This is a genomic window from Pseudomonas lundensis, from assembly GCF_001042985.1.
In the GTDB taxonomy this organism is placed as follows: Bacteria; Pseudomonadota; Gammaproteobacteria; order Pseudomonadales; family Pseudomonadaceae; genus Aquipseudomonas; species Aquipseudomonas lundensis.
This window is the reverse complement of record NZ_JYKY01000019.1, coordinates 66,692-82,418: the sequence shown is the minus strand read 5'-3', so window position 1 is coordinate 82,418 and position 15,727 is coordinate 66,692. Positions and strand designations below refer to the sequence as shown.

18 protein-coding genes and 1 tRNA gene are annotated in these 15,727 nt (G+C 55.1%); 3 read left to right on the top strand and 16 right to left on the bottom strand.

Annotated elements, in window-relative coordinates:
- Positions 1-864: 864 nt before the first annotated feature.
- The 9 genes from TU74_RS15725 to thrS all read right to left on the bottom strand — a co-directional run bounded on the left by TU74_RS15725 (position 865) and on the right by thrS (position 8,308).
- A tRNA-Pro gene (locus TU74_RS15725) sits at positions 865-941 on the bottom strand.
- A 78-nt stretch (positions 942-1,019) separates the two neighbouring features.
- The gene (locus TU74_RS15720; protein WP_047275136.1) at positions 1,020-1,376 is read right to left on the bottom strand and encodes a MerR family transcriptional regulator; all 357 of its coding nucleotides are present in this window, start codon (positions 1,374-1,376) and stop codon (positions 1,020-1,022) included.
- A complete protein-coding gene (gene ihfA / locus TU74_RS15715) occupies positions 1,357-1,659 on the bottom strand; it encodes an integration host factor subunit alpha (protein WP_002553164.1) in 303 nt (100 codons plus the stop codon). Before ihfA ends, TU74_RS15720 begins: the two co-directional genes overlap by 20 nt.
- A 3-nt stretch (positions 1,660-1,662) precedes the next feature.
- Positions 1,663-4,041 (bottom strand): phenylalanine--tRNA ligase subunit beta, encoded by a 2,379-nt coding sequence (gene pheT / locus TU74_RS15710; RefSeq protein WP_048377035.1) that lies wholly within the window; start codon positions 4,039-4,041, stop codon positions 1,663-1,665.
- 26 nt (positions 4,042-4,067) lie between these two features.
- Complete coding sequence (gene pheS, locus TU74_RS15705) at positions 4,068-5,084, bottom strand: phenylalanine--tRNA ligase subunit alpha (protein WP_048377034.1); 1,017 nt, start codon at positions 5,082-5,084, stop codon at positions 4,068-4,070.
- A gap of 109 nt (positions 5,085-5,193) precedes the next feature.
- Positions 5,194-5,550, bottom strand: a complete 357-nt coding sequence (gene rplT / locus TU74_RS15700) for a 50S ribosomal protein L20 (protein ID WP_047275143.1) — start codon at positions 5,548-5,550, stop codon at positions 5,194-5,196.
- A 29-nt stretch (positions 5,551-5,579) separates the two neighbouring features.
- Positions 5,580-5,774, bottom strand: coding sequence for a 50S ribosomal protein L35 (rpmI, locus tag TU74_RS15695; protein WP_002553160.1), 195 nt, complete (start codon positions 5,772-5,774; stop codon positions 5,580-5,582).
- 60 nt (positions 5,775-5,834) lie between these two features.
- On the bottom strand, positions 5,835-6,386 hold the full coding sequence (gene infC, locus TU74_RS15690) for a translation initiation factor IF-3 (protein WP_169835808.1): 552 nt from the start codon (positions 6,384-6,386) through the stop codon (positions 5,835-5,837).
- Positions 6,386-8,308 (bottom strand): threonine--tRNA ligase, encoded by a 1,923-nt coding sequence (gene thrS / locus TU74_RS15685; protein WP_048377033.1) that lies wholly within the window; start codon positions 8,306-8,308, stop codon positions 6,386-6,388. Before thrS ends, infC begins: the two co-directional genes overlap by 1 nt.
- A 355-nt stretch (positions 8,309-8,663) precedes the next feature.
- Between thrS and TU74_RS15680 the strand changes: the two genes are divergently transcribed.
- Together TU74_RS15680 and TU74_RS15675 are read left to right on the top strand one after the other, a co-directional pair.
- The gene (locus tag TU74_RS15680) at positions 8,664-8,990 is read left to right on the top strand and encodes a hypothetical protein (RefSeq protein ID WP_047292931.1); all 327 of its coding nucleotides are present in this window, start codon (positions 8,664-8,666) and stop codon (positions 8,988-8,990) included.
- A 294-nt stretch (positions 8,991-9,284) separates the two neighbouring features.
- On the top strand, positions 9,285-9,497 hold the full coding sequence (locus TU74_RS15675) for a cold-shock protein (protein ID WP_003179963.1): 213 nt from the start codon (positions 9,285-9,287) through the stop codon (positions 9,495-9,497).
- A 69-nt stretch (positions 9,498-9,566) separates the two neighbouring features.
- Here TU74_RS15675 and TU74_RS15670 read toward each other — a convergent pair whose 3' ends face one another.
- Positions 9,567-9,878 carry an I78 family peptidase inhibitor gene (locus TU74_RS15670; protein ID WP_048377032.1) on the bottom strand — a complete coding sequence of 104 codons (312 nt, stop codon included), beginning with the start codon at positions 9,876-9,878 and terminating at the stop codon, positions 9,567-9,569.
- A gap of 159 nt (positions 9,879-10,037) precedes the next feature.
- The gene (locus TU74_RS15665; protein ID WP_047275155.1) at positions 10,038-10,343 is read right to left on the bottom strand and encodes a hypothetical protein; all 306 of its coding nucleotides are present in this window, start codon (positions 10,341-10,343) and stop codon (positions 10,038-10,040) included.
- 133 nt (positions 10,344-10,476) lie between these two features.
- On the opposite strand from TU74_RS15665, the gene TU74_RS15660 reads away from it, so the two are divergent.
- The gene (locus TU74_RS15660; protein WP_047277613.1) at positions 10,477-10,671 is read left to right on the top strand and encodes a hypothetical protein; all 195 of its coding nucleotides are present in this window, start codon (positions 10,477-10,479) and stop codon (positions 10,669-10,671) included.
- Positions 10,672-10,804: 133 nt separating this feature from the next.
- On the opposite strand, the gene rbsD is transcribed toward TU74_RS15660, so the two are convergent.
- From rbsD to TU74_RS15635, 5 genes are read right to left on the bottom strand one after another with little or no spacing between them, the layout of a single operon-like run.
- Positions 10,805-11,209, bottom strand: a complete 405-nt coding sequence (gene rbsD, locus TU74_RS15655) for a D-ribose pyranase (RefSeq protein WP_048377031.1) — start codon at positions 11,207-11,209, stop codon at positions 10,805-10,807.
- The gene (gene rbsK, locus TU74_RS15650) at positions 11,206-12,126 is read right to left on the bottom strand and encodes a ribokinase (protein WP_047292918.1); all 921 of its coding nucleotides are present in this window, start codon (positions 12,124-12,126) and stop codon (positions 11,206-11,208) included. Before rbsK ends, rbsD begins: the two co-directional genes overlap by 4 nt.
- 9 nt (positions 12,127-12,135) lie before the next feature.
- The gene (locus TU74_RS15645) at positions 12,136-13,170 is read right to left on the bottom strand and encodes a LacI family DNA-binding transcriptional regulator (RefSeq protein WP_048377030.1); all 1,035 of its coding nucleotides are present in this window, start codon (positions 13,168-13,170) and stop codon (positions 12,136-12,138) included.
- A gap of 3 nt (positions 13,171-13,173) precedes the next feature.
- Positions 13,174-14,151: an ABC transporter permease gene (locus tag TU74_RS15640; protein WP_047275164.1), complete on the bottom strand. Its 978-nt coding sequence runs from the start codon at positions 14,149-14,151 to the stop codon at positions 13,174-13,176.
- Positions 14,148-15,701 (bottom strand): sugar ABC transporter ATP-binding protein, encoded by a 1,554-nt coding sequence (locus TU74_RS15635; RefSeq protein ID WP_048377029.1) that lies wholly within the window; start codon positions 15,699-15,701, stop codon positions 14,148-14,150. Before TU74_RS15635 ends, TU74_RS15640 begins: the two co-directional genes overlap by 4 nt.
- Positions 15,702-15,727: the final 26 nt, after the last annotated feature.

The window sequence follows — 15,727 nt, the reverse complement described above, 5'->3', positions numbered from 1 at the left end:
TTCCAGCGCATCTCAAGCGGAGCCACTTGAGTGATGTGGGGTAAGCGACTTGAGCCTTCGGCTCAACACGAACGATGGGATGAAATATCTTCGATATACCAAAGGCATAAAGCCGCCACGGCCACCATGACTACACGCGGAGCCATTAGCTGAGCAGTGCTGGCGTCATCCCAAAATTTTAATAATGTCGAAAAATCCACATTTCAGCCTTCAAGTTAGCTTTTATGAGCTATCAACGCTTACGCAGGAAGAAACGCAGGACATCCCGGCAAGCTTGTTCCAACGATGTTTTTTAGGAATGTCTGGATGCCTGATCCTTAAGCAGGATGCTAAGGATATGCAGCGTAGAGATGGGCGCTCAGAGAAGAAACGTCATCCTTGCGAGGCAAATATCTATTCATGTCCTTTTGCCAGCACGATACGCTTCATCCCTCCGTACGGCAAAGCCATATGCGAACGTCAGCCGACCAAGCGTGTCGCTTAGTTAAGCACATGAAAACGACAATCCGACTCTGAGGATCCTCATGCCCAGGGCGCGAATCACGTGAAGTCGAGCTCAGCCCCCATTCAACATCTCTCGAACACTTCTGTCTGCGCACTCAGCCCTATCAGTCCAAGCGAGAGTATTGTTCGCGATTTTCAGAGCAACGATTAGCTGATCAAGAACGGACAGCTCTGCGTAAACGTCCGTTCGGCCTGAAGGTCTGACTGGACGCATTGACGTGCTGCTTGTGCCTTCCGGGACAAACTCTGGCCTTTGTATCAGCCGAAGATTCCACCCAGAGCCAGTCGTTTTGTAGGGGTAAAAACGACAAAAATAAAAAAGGGGTCGCGAGACAAAATCTCGCAACCCCTTGAATTATATGGTCGGGACGGAGTGATTCGAACACTCGACCCCTAGCACCCCATGCTAGTGCGCTACCGGACTGCGCTACGCCCCGACTAGGCGTTAGAACTAATTGAAATAACGCGGCAAATATACCCTAAGCTTTGGAAAAGAGGAAGTAGTATTCGCCAAGTTATTTGCGAAGGATCAGCAAAACATCTTCAAGCTCTGAAATGGTTTGGCGGATCAATTGCTTGTACTGAGTTGTATCATCTTTAGCCTCATCGCCTGAAAGGCGCAGTCGTGCACCTCCAATTGTGAAGCCTTGGTCATACAACAAGGCGCGAATTTGCCGGATCATCAACACGTCCTGGCGTTGATAATACCGGCGATTTCCGCGCCGTTTTACGGGATTCAGTTGAGGAAACTCTTGCTCCCAATATCGCAGCACATGCGGTTTGACCGCACACAATTCGCTAACTTCGCCTATGGCGAAGTAGCGTTTGCCTGGAATGGGCGGGAGCTCGTCGTTATGACTTGGTTCCAGCATAAGCCTCTACTCGGGCCTTCAACTTCTGCCCTGGACGAAAGGTGACCACACGGCGTGCCGTGATCGGGATTTCCTCTCCCGTTTTCGGATTGCGGCCAGGCCGCTGTCGCTTGTCACGCAAGTCAAAGTTGCCAAAACCGGACAACTTGACCTGTTCGTTGTCTTCAAGAGCGTGCCTGATCTCTTCGAAAAAAAGCTCCACCAATTCTTTGGCTTCACGTTTATTCAGGCCCAGCTCTTCATAAAGACGTTCCGCCATTTCAGCTTTCGTCAGAGCCCCCATACGTCACTTCCTTAACGTGGCGTTCAACCTTTGTTCGAGCGAGGTGAGGATGTTCTGCGTCGTGGTATTCACCTCATCGTCATTAAGAGTGCGCGATGGATGCTGCCAGGTCAAGCCGACTGCAAGGCTTTTTCTATTGGGATCAATACCTTTACCTTGGTAAACGTCGAAAAGCCTCAAGTCTGTCAACCATTCGCCCGCATTTTCACGGATGACATTCAACACATCACGGGCAGCCACGTCTTTATCGGCAATCAATGCCAAATCGCGACGGACTTCCGGAAAGCGCGAAAGCTCCGAGAATTTCGGCATTTTGCCCAATGCCACTTCAGCCAACACCAGCTCAAAAACAAAAACCGGCCTGTCCAGACCCAGTTTTTTGTTTAGTTCCGGGTGAAGCGCGCCTACAAAACCTACCAGACGACCATCTCGCTCAATGCGTGCAGTCTGTCCTGGATGGAGCGCCGGATGCTGACCAGGGACAAATTCAAAAGAATCCAAAGCACCCGCAAAGCCCAGCACAGCTTCTACATCAGCTTTTATGTCAAAAAAGTCGACTGTTTCACGACCCTGCGCCCAACCTTCAGGCAAGCGAGTGCCGCACACTACGCCCGCCAGCATGGACTCTTGCTTGAGACCTTCAAGCTGCCCGACAAAGCGCAGTCCGCTTTCAAAAAGACGAACTCGATCCTGTTGACGGTTTAAGTTGTGTTGCAATGCCTTGACCAGGCCAGGCCACAAGGAAGCACGCATTGCAGCCATATCATTGGATATAGGATTGGCTAACAGCAAAGGCTCGAGGTAAGGACTGAAAAGCTCAAACTGTTTAGGGTCAATGAAACTGTAGGTGATAGCTTCTTGATATCCGCGCGCTACCAGCAAACGGCGCAGTTCTGGCAAATCACTGCGAGCTTCGGCCTTGGCCTGAGGCGCCAGGCGAGCTTGCGGATAACGGACTGGAAGACGGTTATAGCCATACAAGCGAGCCAGCTCTTCTATCAGATCCACTTCCAGACTGATATCGAAACGATGACTTGGGACCTCTACGCGCCACTGCCCTTCGCCAATTGCAGTGACTGTCAGTCCCAAGGCGCAGAGCAAACGCTCGACCTCGCTGCCGTCCATCTCCATTCCCAGCATCTGACTGATACGCGCGGCACGCAAGGTGATGGGCGCAATCGAAGGCAGGAATTGCTGGGCGACAGTTTCAATAATCGGACCTGCTTCCCCGCCTGTAATCTCCAGCAATAAGCCAGTGGCGCGCTCCATGGCTTCGCGGGCCAGGTTCCAGTCCACTCCACGCTCATAGCGGTGGGAGGCATCCGTGTGCAAGCCGTAAGAACGTGCTTTGCCTGCTACGGCAATCTGATCGAAAAAGGCGCTCTCAAGAAATACATCTCGCGTGGTCGCCGATACGCCGCTGTGCTCACCCCCCATCACACCAGCAATAGCCAGCGCACGGTGATGATCTGCAATCACCAATGTGTCACTGCGCAAGGTCACTTCCTGGCCATCAAGCAAGACCAGCTTTTCGCCCTCTTCCGCCATACGTACACGAATACCGCCGTTGATTTCGGCGAGATCAAATGCATGAAGAGGCTGCCCCAGCTCCAGCATCACATAATTGGTGATGTCGACCGCAGCATCGATGCTGCGCACATCGGCGCGGCGCAAGCGCTCCACCATCCACAAGGGTGTAGGGCGGGTTAAGTCCACATTGCGAATGATACGTCCCAGATAACGAGGGCAGGCCGATGGCGCCAACACCTCTACAGAGCGGACTTCGTCATGTACGGCAGGGACAGGCTCAATCACCGGGCGTGTCACTTCTGCTGCGTACAAAGCCCCCACTTCACGAGCCAGACCGGCCAATGACAAGCAATCGCCACGGTTCGGGGTCAAATCGACCTCAATACTCGCGTCTTCGAGGTTCAGATAAACGCGAATATCTTCGCCTACCGGAGCATCCGCAGGAAGCTCCATCAGACCGTCATTACCCTCGCCAATGTGCAGCTCGGCTTGAGAGCACAACATGCCATTGGACTCAACACCGCGCAGCTTAGCCTTTTTGATCTTGAAGTCGCCCGGCAACTGAGCACCGATCATCGCAAACGGAATCTTCAGACCCGGACGCACATTCGGTGCCCCGCAGACAACTTGAAAAGTTTCGATACCATTGGTTACTTGGCAAACACGAAGCTTGTCAGCGTCCGGGTGTTGCTCAGTGGTCAATACCTCGCCCACAACAACACCGCTAAATGCACCGGCAACCGGTGCAACACTGTCCACTTCCAGGCCAGCCATCGACAGACGAGCAACCAGCTCATCGCGTTCTACCTGCGGGTTAACCCAACCACGCAGCCACTGTTCACTGAATTTCATCCTGCTCTCCTAAAAATGCGTTACGACTAGCGAAATTGTCCGAGGAACCGCAAGTCGTTATCGAAGAACAGACGCAAGTCGTTCACACCGTAACGCAGCATGGCCAAACGCTCTACGCCCATGCCGAAAGCAAAACCCGAGAACTCTTCAGGGTCGATGCCGGACATGCGCAGAACATTAGGATGAACCATTCCGCACCCCATCACCTCGAGCCAGCCCGTCTGTTTGCAGACGCGACAACCCTTGCCGCTGCACATCACGCACTCCATATCGACTTCTGCCGAGGGTTCGGTGAAGGGGAAGTAAGAAGGGCGAAAACGAACGGCCAATTCTTTTTCAAAGAACACCCGAAGGAATTCTTCGATCGTGCCTTTGAGATCAGCAAAGTTGATATCGCGATCAATCAGCAGGCCTTCAACCTGATGAAACATAGGCGAATGGGTGATATCCGAGTCACTGCGATAAACACGCCCCGGGCAGACAATGCGGATCGGCGGTTGTTTTGACTCCATGGTACGGACCTGGACCGGCGAGGTATGGGTACGCAGCAGCATGTTCGCATTGAAATAAAAGGTGTCGTGCATAGAGCGCGCCGGGTGGTGACCCGGAATGTTGAGCGCCTCGAAATTGTGGTAATCGTCTTCAACTTCAGGGCCTTCGGCAATGCCGTAGCCAATGTGGGTGAAGAACTGCTCAATACGTTCCAGAGTCCGGGTTACCGGATGCAGACCGCCGGAGGTCTGGCCGCGACCAGGCAGGGTCACATCAATGGATTCGGCAGACAGTTTGGCGGCCAGCTCGGCCTCCTCAAACTGAGCCTTGCGCGCATTGAGAACCACTGTGACACGCTCCTTGGCATCATTGATGAACGCGCCTACTTGTGGGCGCTCCTCTGCCGGCAAATTCCCCAAGGTCTTCATCACCTGAGTCAATTCGCCTTTTTTACCAAGGTAAAGAACCCGGATTTGCTCCAGGGCATTGATATCTTCAGCGCTCTCAACAGCCTCTAGTGCTTTAGAGACCAGCGCATCCAGGTTTTCCATGTACAGACTCCAGATACAAAACAGGGGAAGAGCTTGAAGGCTCTTCCCCTGTTTATGACGTTTAACACCCAAGCTTACATAGGCAAGCCCAAGTGACTGTCGGGGGTACTTAAGCCAGAGTGGCTTTAGCTTTCTCGACAATCGCAGCAAACGCCGCTTTTTCGTTCACTGCCAGATCAGCCAGAACCTTACGGTCGATCTCGATGGACGCTTTTTTCAGGCCGGCGATGAAACGGCTGTAAGACAGGCCGTTGATACGTGCACCAGCGTTGATACGAGCGATCCACAGAGCGCGGAACTGACGTTTTTTCTGACGACGGTCACGGTAGGCGTATTGGCCTGCCTTGATTACCGCTTGCTTGGCAACACGGAATACGCGCGAGCGTGCACCGTAGTAGCCTTTAGCCAGTTTCAGAATTTTTTTGTGACGTTTACGGGCGACAACGCCACGCTTTACACGAGCCATGAGTTACTTCCTCTAGTCTTAACCAAAAATTAACGAAGGCGCAGCATGCGCTCGACTTTTGCCACGTCAGACGGATGCAGCAAGCTGCTACCGCGCAATTGACGCTTACGCTTGGTCGACATTTTGGTCAGGATGTGGCTCTTGAAAGCGTGTTTGTGCTTGATACCGTTAGCAGTTTTCAGAAACCGCTTAGCAGCACCACTTTTAGTCTTCATCTTTGGCATGTTCGGATACTCCGCATTCAGTTGATAAACATAACCGCAAGGCCTGCCGTGCCCTGGTGGTTACTTCTTCTTTTTCGGGGCGATGACCATGATCAGCTGGCGTCCTTCCATCTTAGGATGCTGTTCGACGGTCCCGTATTCGACGAGGTCAGCTTCAACCCGCTTCAACAGTTCCATACCCAGCTCCTGGTGGGCCATCTCACGACCACGGAATCTTAACGACACCTTGGCCCTGTCCCCATCACTCAGGAAACGTACCAGGTTGCGCAGTTTTACCTGGTAATCCCCTTCCTCCGTCCCTGGACGAAACTTGATTTCTTTAACCTGGATTTGTTTCTGGTTTTTCTTCGCTGCGGCAATCTGCTTCTTCTTTTCGAAGATCGACTTGCCGTAATCCATCAGCTTGCAAACAGGTGGTACTGCATCAGCGGAAATTTCCACCAAATCCAGTTTGGCTTCTTCAGCCTTAAGAAGCGCTTCTTCGATCGGGACAATGCCAAGTTGCTCGCCCTCAGCTCCGATTAACCGAACCTCGCGTGCCGAGATATTCTCGTTGATCGGGGCTTTCGGTGCAGCTCGTTTATCTTGTCTCATTTCACGCTTAATAATAATTACTCCGAATCATGGCGACCACGCCGGGAAACCGCTTGTGCGAGGAATTCAGCGAATTGCGCGACGGGCATCGAGCCCAGGTCAGCACCTTCACGTGTACGCACAGCGACAGTCTGCATCTCGACTTCCCGATCTCCGATAACCAAGAGATAAGGAACCTTGAGCAAAGTATGCTCGCGGATTTTAAAGCCGATCTTTTCATTTCTCAAGTCTGACTTGGCACGAAATCCGCTCTGATTGAGAGTTTTTTCAACTTCAGCAGCAAAATCGGCCTGTTTATCAGTGATATTCATGATCACTGCCTGGGTTGGCGCCAACCACGCAGGGAACGCACCTTCGTAGTGTTCAATCAGAATACCGACGAAACGCTCGAACGACCCAAGGATCGCGCGGTGCAGCATAACCGGATGCTTGCGGCTGTTGTCTTCGGAGACATATTCAGCACCAAGACGAATCGGCAGATTGAAATCGAGCTGCAAGGTACCACACTGCCAGACACGACCCAGACAATCTTTCAAAGAAAACTCAATCTTCGGACCGTAAAAGGCGCCTTCACCCGGCTGCAGATCATACGCCAGGCCAGCACTGTCAAGCGCCGAGGCCAATGCGCTTTCGGCGCGATCCCACAACTCATCCGAACCCACGCGCTTTTCAGGGCGAGTAGACAGTTTCAGCTCGATATCCTTGAAACCGAAGTCAGCATAGACATCGAGGGTGAGCTTGATGAATGCCGCCGATTCGGCCTGCATCTGCTCCTCAGTACAAAAGATATGCGCATCGTCTTGAGTGAATGCACGAACCCGCATGATGCCGTGCAGAGCACCCGACGGCTCGTTACGGTGGCAAGCACCGAATTCGGCCAGCCGCATTGGCAACTCACGGTAGCTTTTCAAACCCTGATTAAAGACCTGCACGTGGCACGGGCAGTTCATTGGCTTGATCGCGTAATCGCGGCTCTCCGACTCAGTCGTGAACATGTTTTCAGCGTAGTTGGCCCAGTGACCAGACTTTTCCCACAAGCTGCGGTCCACAACCTGAGGGGTCTTGATCTCAAGATACCCGTTCTCACGCTGCACCTTGCGCATGTACTGCTCAAGAACCTGGTAAAGGGTCCAGCCGTTTGGATGCCAAAACACCATCCCGGGCGCTTCTTCCTGAGTATGGAAAAGCCCCAGACGCTTACCGATTTTGCGGTGATCGCGCTTCTCGGCTTCTTCGATGCGCTGAATGTAGGCAGCCAATTGCTTCTTGTCAGCCCACGCAGTGCCGTAAATACGCTGCAACTGCTCATTCTTAGCATCGCCACGCCAGTAGGCGCCCGACAATTTTGTCAACTTGAACGATTTCAAGAAACGCGTGTTAGGCACGTGAGGACCACGGCACATGTCGACGTATTCTTCATGGAAGTACAGACCCATGGCCTGCTCGTCAGGCATATCTTCAATCAGGCGCAACTTGTAATCTTCGCCGCGCTCGGAAAACAGCTGGATCACTTCGGCACGCGGCGTGACTTTCTTGATGACGTCGTAATCTTTCTCGATCAACTGCTGCATGCGCTGCTCGATAGCAGCCATGTCCTCAGGGGTGAAAGGACGATCGTAGAAAATGTCGTAGTAGAAGCCTTCCTGAATGACAGGACCAATGACCATTTTGGCCGTTGGATACAACTGCTTCACTGCATGGCCAACGAGGTGGGCGCAAGAGTGACGAATGATCTCCAGCCCCTCTTCATCCTTGGGCGTGATGATTTGCAGCGTGGCGTCATTTTCAATCAGGTCAGAGGCATCAACCAGCTTGCCGTTGACTTTACCGGCTACAGTGGCTTTCGCCAGACCTGCGCCAATCGAAGCGGCAACTTCGGCGACTGAAACTGCATGATCGAAAGAACGTTGACTGCCGTCGGGAAGAGTAATAGTTGGCATGGCGCCTCCTCTCCTAGTGGTGACCCCTACCAAAGGTCACGTGGGTTGGGATGAGCCAGTACGCGATTCGGTGGTGAGCCTGCCTCACAGTGGCAGGAGCCTTGCGGCCAACCGTTAACCGAACCAGAGTGACTGGAGTTCAAATCAAAAGTGTATGGCTCTGTTTCGCGGGATGCAGAACATCACCACGACAAACCAAGGGCGGCATGCTAACACACATGACGACATGATGGCGGGCTCAGCTTGAGGCAGCCAAAATACTGCCCGCGTTGCAAAATGGTGAACTTGAGCTGCACTTGGCCCCTCAAATACTGCGTGAATCACATTTAGCCTCACATTCTGTAAGGAACATCACATGTCCATGAAACGTTTTTTGGCTCTCGCAACCCCATTGGCACTGCTTCTGCCACTGAGCGCTCACGCGGGCAATTGGCCTGCAGCCCTTAAAAAAGACTACATGAAGGACTGCGTCGCTGCTGCCAGCCAAAACATCGACAAAAAAAAGGCTGAAGAATATTGTGCATGCGGCGCTGATAAATTGTCGGCCAATTTTTCAACAGCACAGATCAAGCAGTTGATGAGCAAAACGGTACAACCTAGCGCTGAACTGCGCACACAAGCTCTGGATGCTATTCAGTCTTGCCGTGCTACAGCGGCCGTCCCCGCCAAACCCAAGAAATAAACACCCCGAAGATGCGGTTGCCTATGCCCTGACCGAGCACAAAAGGCATGAGAAGTGGCCATCCGTATAAAAAAACGTAAGAAATAATGCTTTTTTTAAGCGCCATTTTAATTGTCAAAGCCCCATAAGACGGGGCTTTCAGGCCTTCATCGCAGCTCGAACACGCTGATAAAGCATCAAACAGTGACGCAGGGGGGCTCCCAAATCTCACATTTCGACTATGATAGCCAAGTGTGCCCAGTTGGCCTGAGCAGCACAGTACTACTGAAAATATAAGTTTCTTGGAGATACACCATGTCTAATCGCCAAACCGGCACCGTAAAATGGTTCAACGATGAAAAAGGCTTCGGCTTCATCACTCCTCAAGGTGGCGGTGACGACCTGTTCGTACACTTCAAAGCTATCGAAAGCGACGGTTTCAAAAGCCTGAAAGAAGGCCAGACCGTTTCCTTCGTGGCTGAGAAAGGCCAAAAGGGTATGCAAGCTGCACAGGTTCGTCCGGAGTAAATCTCCTTCGAACAAAAAAACCCCGTCCAGGTGACGGGGTTTTTTGTGCCTGCTACAAACGCGAACTGCTTACCCGCAGTTCACGCGCGTAATGACGGCATTGCCATCGGCATTGAGGTTCAAGCGATCTGAGCGGTACTCAAGCGTCATGACATCGTTGGGCCCGAGGATACGAGCGGTCTGCGCACCGGCTTTGACGCGGGCTTGCTCAAGGAGCTGCGCCGACGCTTTTTTCCCGACCGCAAAGGCTGCGGCTTGAGCGTCACAACGCGTGTGTGCGGTGGGGGTGGTCGCAGGTTCCTGGTCAGAACTCGGCGTACTGCACCCAGACAACGCCAGCACGGCCAGCAATGAACCCAATGACACTAGCTTCCAGGACATGGAGCCTCCTTAACAGTAAATAGTCGAGACCTTTGCGACAGCTTTTGCGCAAAGAGGTTGCACAGCGCCAGGCAAGAATTACGCGTGACCGCAGGCGCGTGATTTTGGACGACAAGCAGTGTATCGCCTTTACTTAATCGTCACGGAATGTGTGCTGCATCAATACACATCGATGTAATCGAACGGTGGATTGGGCCAATTCTCCTTCAAGGCATTGAAGATTTGCATGACCCAAACCTCATCACTGGCTGCAACGTTGCCCACATACCCGGAACCCGCTGCCCAGGTTTCCAGCCTGAACAGCAGCCCGTCAATGTCTGTACCGCCCACCACGCCTGAAGAGAGGTACGCGCGCCCGTCTTTGGATACGCGCAACTGCGTGTGCACATCATCACTGGCCGAAGCCAATAGCTGCCTGACAGCCTCCGGCGTCAACCCCTCTGGATTATTCAAATCGATATGCATTGTAATGCCCACTCCCTCAAATGGTCAGTGTGACACGCCAACGGGCTGTCTGGCGCGCATGGCTGCTGCCACACTGATGGCATCTCAATGGCATTTTGCTAAGATCCAGCGTTTTAACGCAACGAGTCCAACCATGAGCAACGTCAGTATTGACGCCGACATCAAGGCGAAATGGCAACAGGGACAGTGTTCTTACAGCCCGGGCAGCCCCGAAGAGTTGGCCATTATCGGCATAGACCTGCTGGTAAAAGAACTCGGCACGGAAGCGGCAAAGGCCTTTACCGATCAGGTCTTCGAAAAATATGGCCTGCCTGTAAAGACAACCTGAGGATTCAGAGACTCAACCCTCCCGCTCCTTTCGCATCAGTCTCCATGCCGCGCGCTCACTCACTTAACCGTTGAACCCGAGCGACCAAGCTCGTCACGCTGCCGAAGACACTCGATGAGCGAACCGCATCGCGTTAAAACGTAACGCCCGCGATGAGCGCAATATTGCAGTACGGATGGCACTCCCCCGTGCGCACAATCGCCTTTGCGCTCAGGCACAACGTTTTGAATGCATCGTGGGCCAGCAGCCGCCTGGTCCCCAGTAGCCCAAGCTCGGTGTGAGCCTCAATGACAGTGAGCACAGCGCACGGGTGCAGGAATAACTCATTGGCCAGAATATGGCTTTCGACCTGCATTTCACTCAAGACAATGCGCAAGGTGGTGGCCAGGTCCGGCACCCCCTGGGTCAAGGCCAAATCAATCAGCGCCACCCCCTTGGGCACCGGCAAACCTGCATCGGCAATCACGACAACGTCGCCATGCCCCAACGAAGCAATCAGCCGTGAGAGCTGGATGTTCAGCAGTGGTGTCTTTTTCATGACGGTGCAAAGGCTGAAACATCAGCCAGGCCCGGAATTGACGGTTGCGCACCCGGACGCGTAACAGACAAGGCTGCCGCAATTTGTGCAAAACGGATTGCTTGATCTTCGTTTTTACCCTGCGCAAGCGCTGCAGAAAACGCACCGACAAAAGTGTCACCCGCGGCTGTAGCATCGACCGCTTCCACGCTCGGTGCCGCAAAGTGCAAGGCCTTCTGCCCGCTGACGAACAGCGCGCCTTTAGCCCCCAGCGTCACAATCACATTGCGCGCGCCCGCCTCAATCAGCTTGAAAGCAGCGCGCTGTGCAGACGCCAACGAATCAACCACCACGCCACTGAGCGCCTGCGCCTCACTTTCATTGGGGATCAAGTAATCAATCGCCTCAAGCCACTGCGAGGGCAACGGCCCGTTGACCGGCGCCGGGTTGAGGATAACGGTCTTATTGAGCGCCCGACCCCGCTTCAGCGTATGGGCGACGGTGTCATAGGGCACTTCGAGTTGGCAGACGATCACCTCAGCCCCCTGCAACATCGCGTCACAGGACTCAATATCGCCAGGGGTCAGGGCGGCATTGGCGCCCGGGACTACCACGATGGTGTTTTGACTGTGGGCATCCACAACAATCAAGGCAACGCCACTGACACCGCCCGGCACACTGCACACCCCCGAGCACTCAATTTGCTCCTCCAGCAGGCCCGCTCGCAGTTGCGCGCCATAGGCGTCACTGCCCACACGCCCCAGCATCGCAACGCGCGCGCCCAGCCGTGCAGCGGCCACCGCCTGATTAGCGCCTTTACCGCCATGCACCGTTTGCAGCGCATCCCCAAACAGCGTCTCACCTGGCTGCGGTAACCGCTGCGTGCGCGTCACCAAATCCATATTCAAACTGCCCACCACGACCACATTTGCTTGCATGCTCGACACTCAACCGATGGATTGCTGGAGACCGTGCAGGGCAATAGCCCCGTGCGGCCCGGTGGATTCTCGCAGCACGAGACTGGGAGCGACGATCAACTGCTCGACGGATCGCCCGGGTGTTGCGATGCGCCGTAACAAAACCTGAGCGGCTGTTTCACCCAATTGCAGGATTGACTGCCCGACTGTCGTCAACGCCGGGTACACATACCGGCTCATCTGCACATCATCAAAGCCGATCACCGACAGTTGCTCGGGCACTCGAATCTGGCGTTCCGCGGCCGCGCGCAACACACCAATGCCCATCATGTCGTTACACGCGAACACGGCCGAAGGCGGGTCGGCGGCCAATAACCGGTTAGCGGCCTCATAGCCCCCTGTACAACTGAAATCACTTTCAACCATCCAGTGCGCTTGCGGCGTTATCCCGGCCTCACTCAGGGCACGCAGATAACCCGCCAGCCGCAGCTGCGCCACGCTGGTAATGGCCGGCCCCCCGATGCAAGCAACCGCACGATGGCCCAAATCAAGCAAATGCCGGGTCGCCAGATAGGCCCCCTGCTCATGATCGATTCGCACCAGATCGGCGTCGATGCCCTCCAGGCTGCGGTCAACAATCACCATCGGGGTGCGCACCCCCGTCAAACCGCTGGCCAGCCCTAAATCACCGCCCGCCGAAGCCACCACCAGGCCGTCCACCCGCTTTTCCAGCAGCACCCGCACGTAGTTGCGCTGCTTGTCCGGATCGTCGTCGCAATTGCAGAGGATCACGCAGTAGTTGTTACGCTCACAGTAATCCTCGATGCCCCGTGCCAACTCAGCGAAATAAGGGTTGAGGCTATTAGCCACCAGCAAACCGATGGTCGCCGTGCTCTTGGCTTTGAGAGAGCGCGCCACCGCGCTCGGTACGTAATCCAGGCGCGCAATGGCCTCTTCCACTTTCAACCGCACCGGCTCGCTCACCGGGCGGGTTTTGTTCACGACATGGGACACCGTTGTGTAGGAAATCCCCGCCATTGCCGCAACATCTTTGATCGTTGCCATTGCTTAGTTCCGTCGCCGTGCCCGTTGACTGCGATAAGTATCCAAAATCACTGCCATCACAATGACAGCACCGGTGATGATACGCTTGGTCGGATCTGTCGCGCCGATCTGCGCTAACCCGGCGGCCAATACCGAAATAATCAGCACCCCGAAAAACGTGCTGATCACCGAACCGCGGCCACCCATCAGACTCGTCCCGCCAATCACCACGGCGGCGATCACTTGCAGCTCCAGACCCGCACCGGCATTAGGGTCTGCGGCCTCCAGACGCGATATCTGGAACAAGGCCGCCACCCCGGCGAGCAAGCCCATCAGGCTGAATACCAGCACCTTGTAAGGTTTGGGGTTGATGCCCGCCAGACGGACTGCCTCTTCATTGGTGCCGATCCCGATCAGATAGCGTCCGAAAACCGTACGGGTCAATATCACCTGCGCAACCAGAATCACCAGCAACGCAATAATGAAAGACGGTGCGATACCAAAGGCAATCGGATCGGACAACCACGCGAACTCATCGCCAATGTAAGCGGTACGCGACCCGGTCATTTGGTACGCAGCGCCGCGGGCCATTTCAAGCACCCCTAGCGACACGATGAATGAAGGAATGCGCCAGGCAACGGTGATCGAACCCGTAAAGGTACCCACCGCAGCCGCACAGCCCATGCCCAGCAACGCGGCGGGCAATACGCTCCAGCCCCATCCAAGGATCGCGACGCTCACCACCGAAGCCGCCAGCGCCAGCACGGAGCCAACGGACAGATCAATGCCGCCGATGATCAAGACAAACGTCATGCCCACCGCGAGCACCATCAGGTCTGGAATCTGATTGGCCAAGGTGCTCAACGTGTCATAGGAAAAAAAGTGATCACTCAAACTGGAAAAGAGCACGATCATGGCAAGCAACGCGCCAGCCAATCCCACATAGGTGCCCATGCCGTAGAAATTGTGCGCAGCGTTGCGCGGCGAGGAACTGGCGTTCATGCAATGTCCTTGGGCGCCACTGACGCCAGTGGTGCATCGTGTGTGTGATAACCGGCAAACGCAGCCGCCAGCAGTTGTTCCTGCCGCCAGCTGTCGCGCTCGAAGGTATCGGTCAGGCGCCCTGCCGACATCACCCCGATGCGGTCACAAATCAGCATCAATTCGCGCAAGTCGCTGGACACCACGACCAATGCCTTGCCCTCTCGGGTCAAGTCGGCAAGCAGGCGATAGATATCGAATTTGGCCCCGATATCAATGCCGCGAGTAGGCTCATCAAACAGCAGTACGCCGCAGTCGCGCTCAAGCCAGCGGCCAATCACGACTTTCTGCTGGTTGCCACCCGACAGTTGCGAGACAACCTGCTCGGGCCCGGAACAGCGAATGCCCATTGCGTCAATCTGGCGCCGGGCCAGCGCCCGCTCTTGCTCACCCTTGATGAAACCTGCCCGCGACAACTGTTCCATATTGCCCAGGCCGATATTGCTGCTGATGGATTGGCTCATCAGCAAACCTTCGCCCTTGCGGTCCTCGGTAATCAAGGCGATACCGTGCCTGACAGCGTCCATCGGGCTGCGAATCGACACGGCCTTCAGGGGGGTGCCCACGGCGACCGTGCCACTGTCAGCGAGGTCTGCACCATAAATCAGACGCAACAATTCTGTGCGCCCTGCCCCGATCAGGCCGGATATCCCGAAAATTTCACCCCGGCGCACCTCAAACGAAACATCCATCACTTTAGTGCCGCGGCCTAGCCCTGAAACCCTCAGCACAGGCTCGCCCAGAGGACGCTCGCCCATCGGCAAGTGATCGCCCACCTCGCGCCCGACCATCAGGTTGACCCATTGCTGGCTGTCATGATTGGCAATGGGTTCGACACACACCAGATGCCCGTCCCGCAGGACCGCAATGCGCCGGGCTACCCGCGCCAGCTCTTCGAGTCGGTGAGAGATGTAAACAATCGCGACGCCCCGCGCCTGTAACCGGGTGATCTGGATAAACAGCAACTCGACTTCGCGGGCCGTGAGCATGGCCGTCGGCTCGTCGAGAATCAGCACCTGGCAGTCGCCAATCAGGTTGCGGGCGATTTCCACCATCTGCTGGTGGCCTACCCCCAACTCGCCCACCAGCGTGTCGGGGTCAATGGCGTCAAGGCCGACTTGCGCCATGGCGTCGATCGCTGCCTGACGCAAGCGCTTGCGATTGATCCACCCGACGCGGGCGGGCAGATGGTCGAGAAACAGATTTTCCGCCACGGTCAGCGTCGGTAACAGATTGAGTTCTTGCATCACCATGCGCACCCCCAACCGCTCGGCCTCTGCGCGGCTACCGGGCGCATAAGGCAGACCGTTGTAGTGCATCTGACCGGTGGAAGCGGCTTCCAGCCCGCCGATGATTTTCGACAAAGTGCTTTTGCCGGCCCCGTTTTCACCCGTCAGCGCCAACACCTCGCCGCGATAAAGGGTCAGGTCAATCGCGCTCAAGACGGGTTGCGCATAGGTTTTACCTACGCCGCACACTGAAAGCACCACGTCAGCCTCTGAAGTTGGCATCAAATGTCTCCAGGCACCCGGTCAAA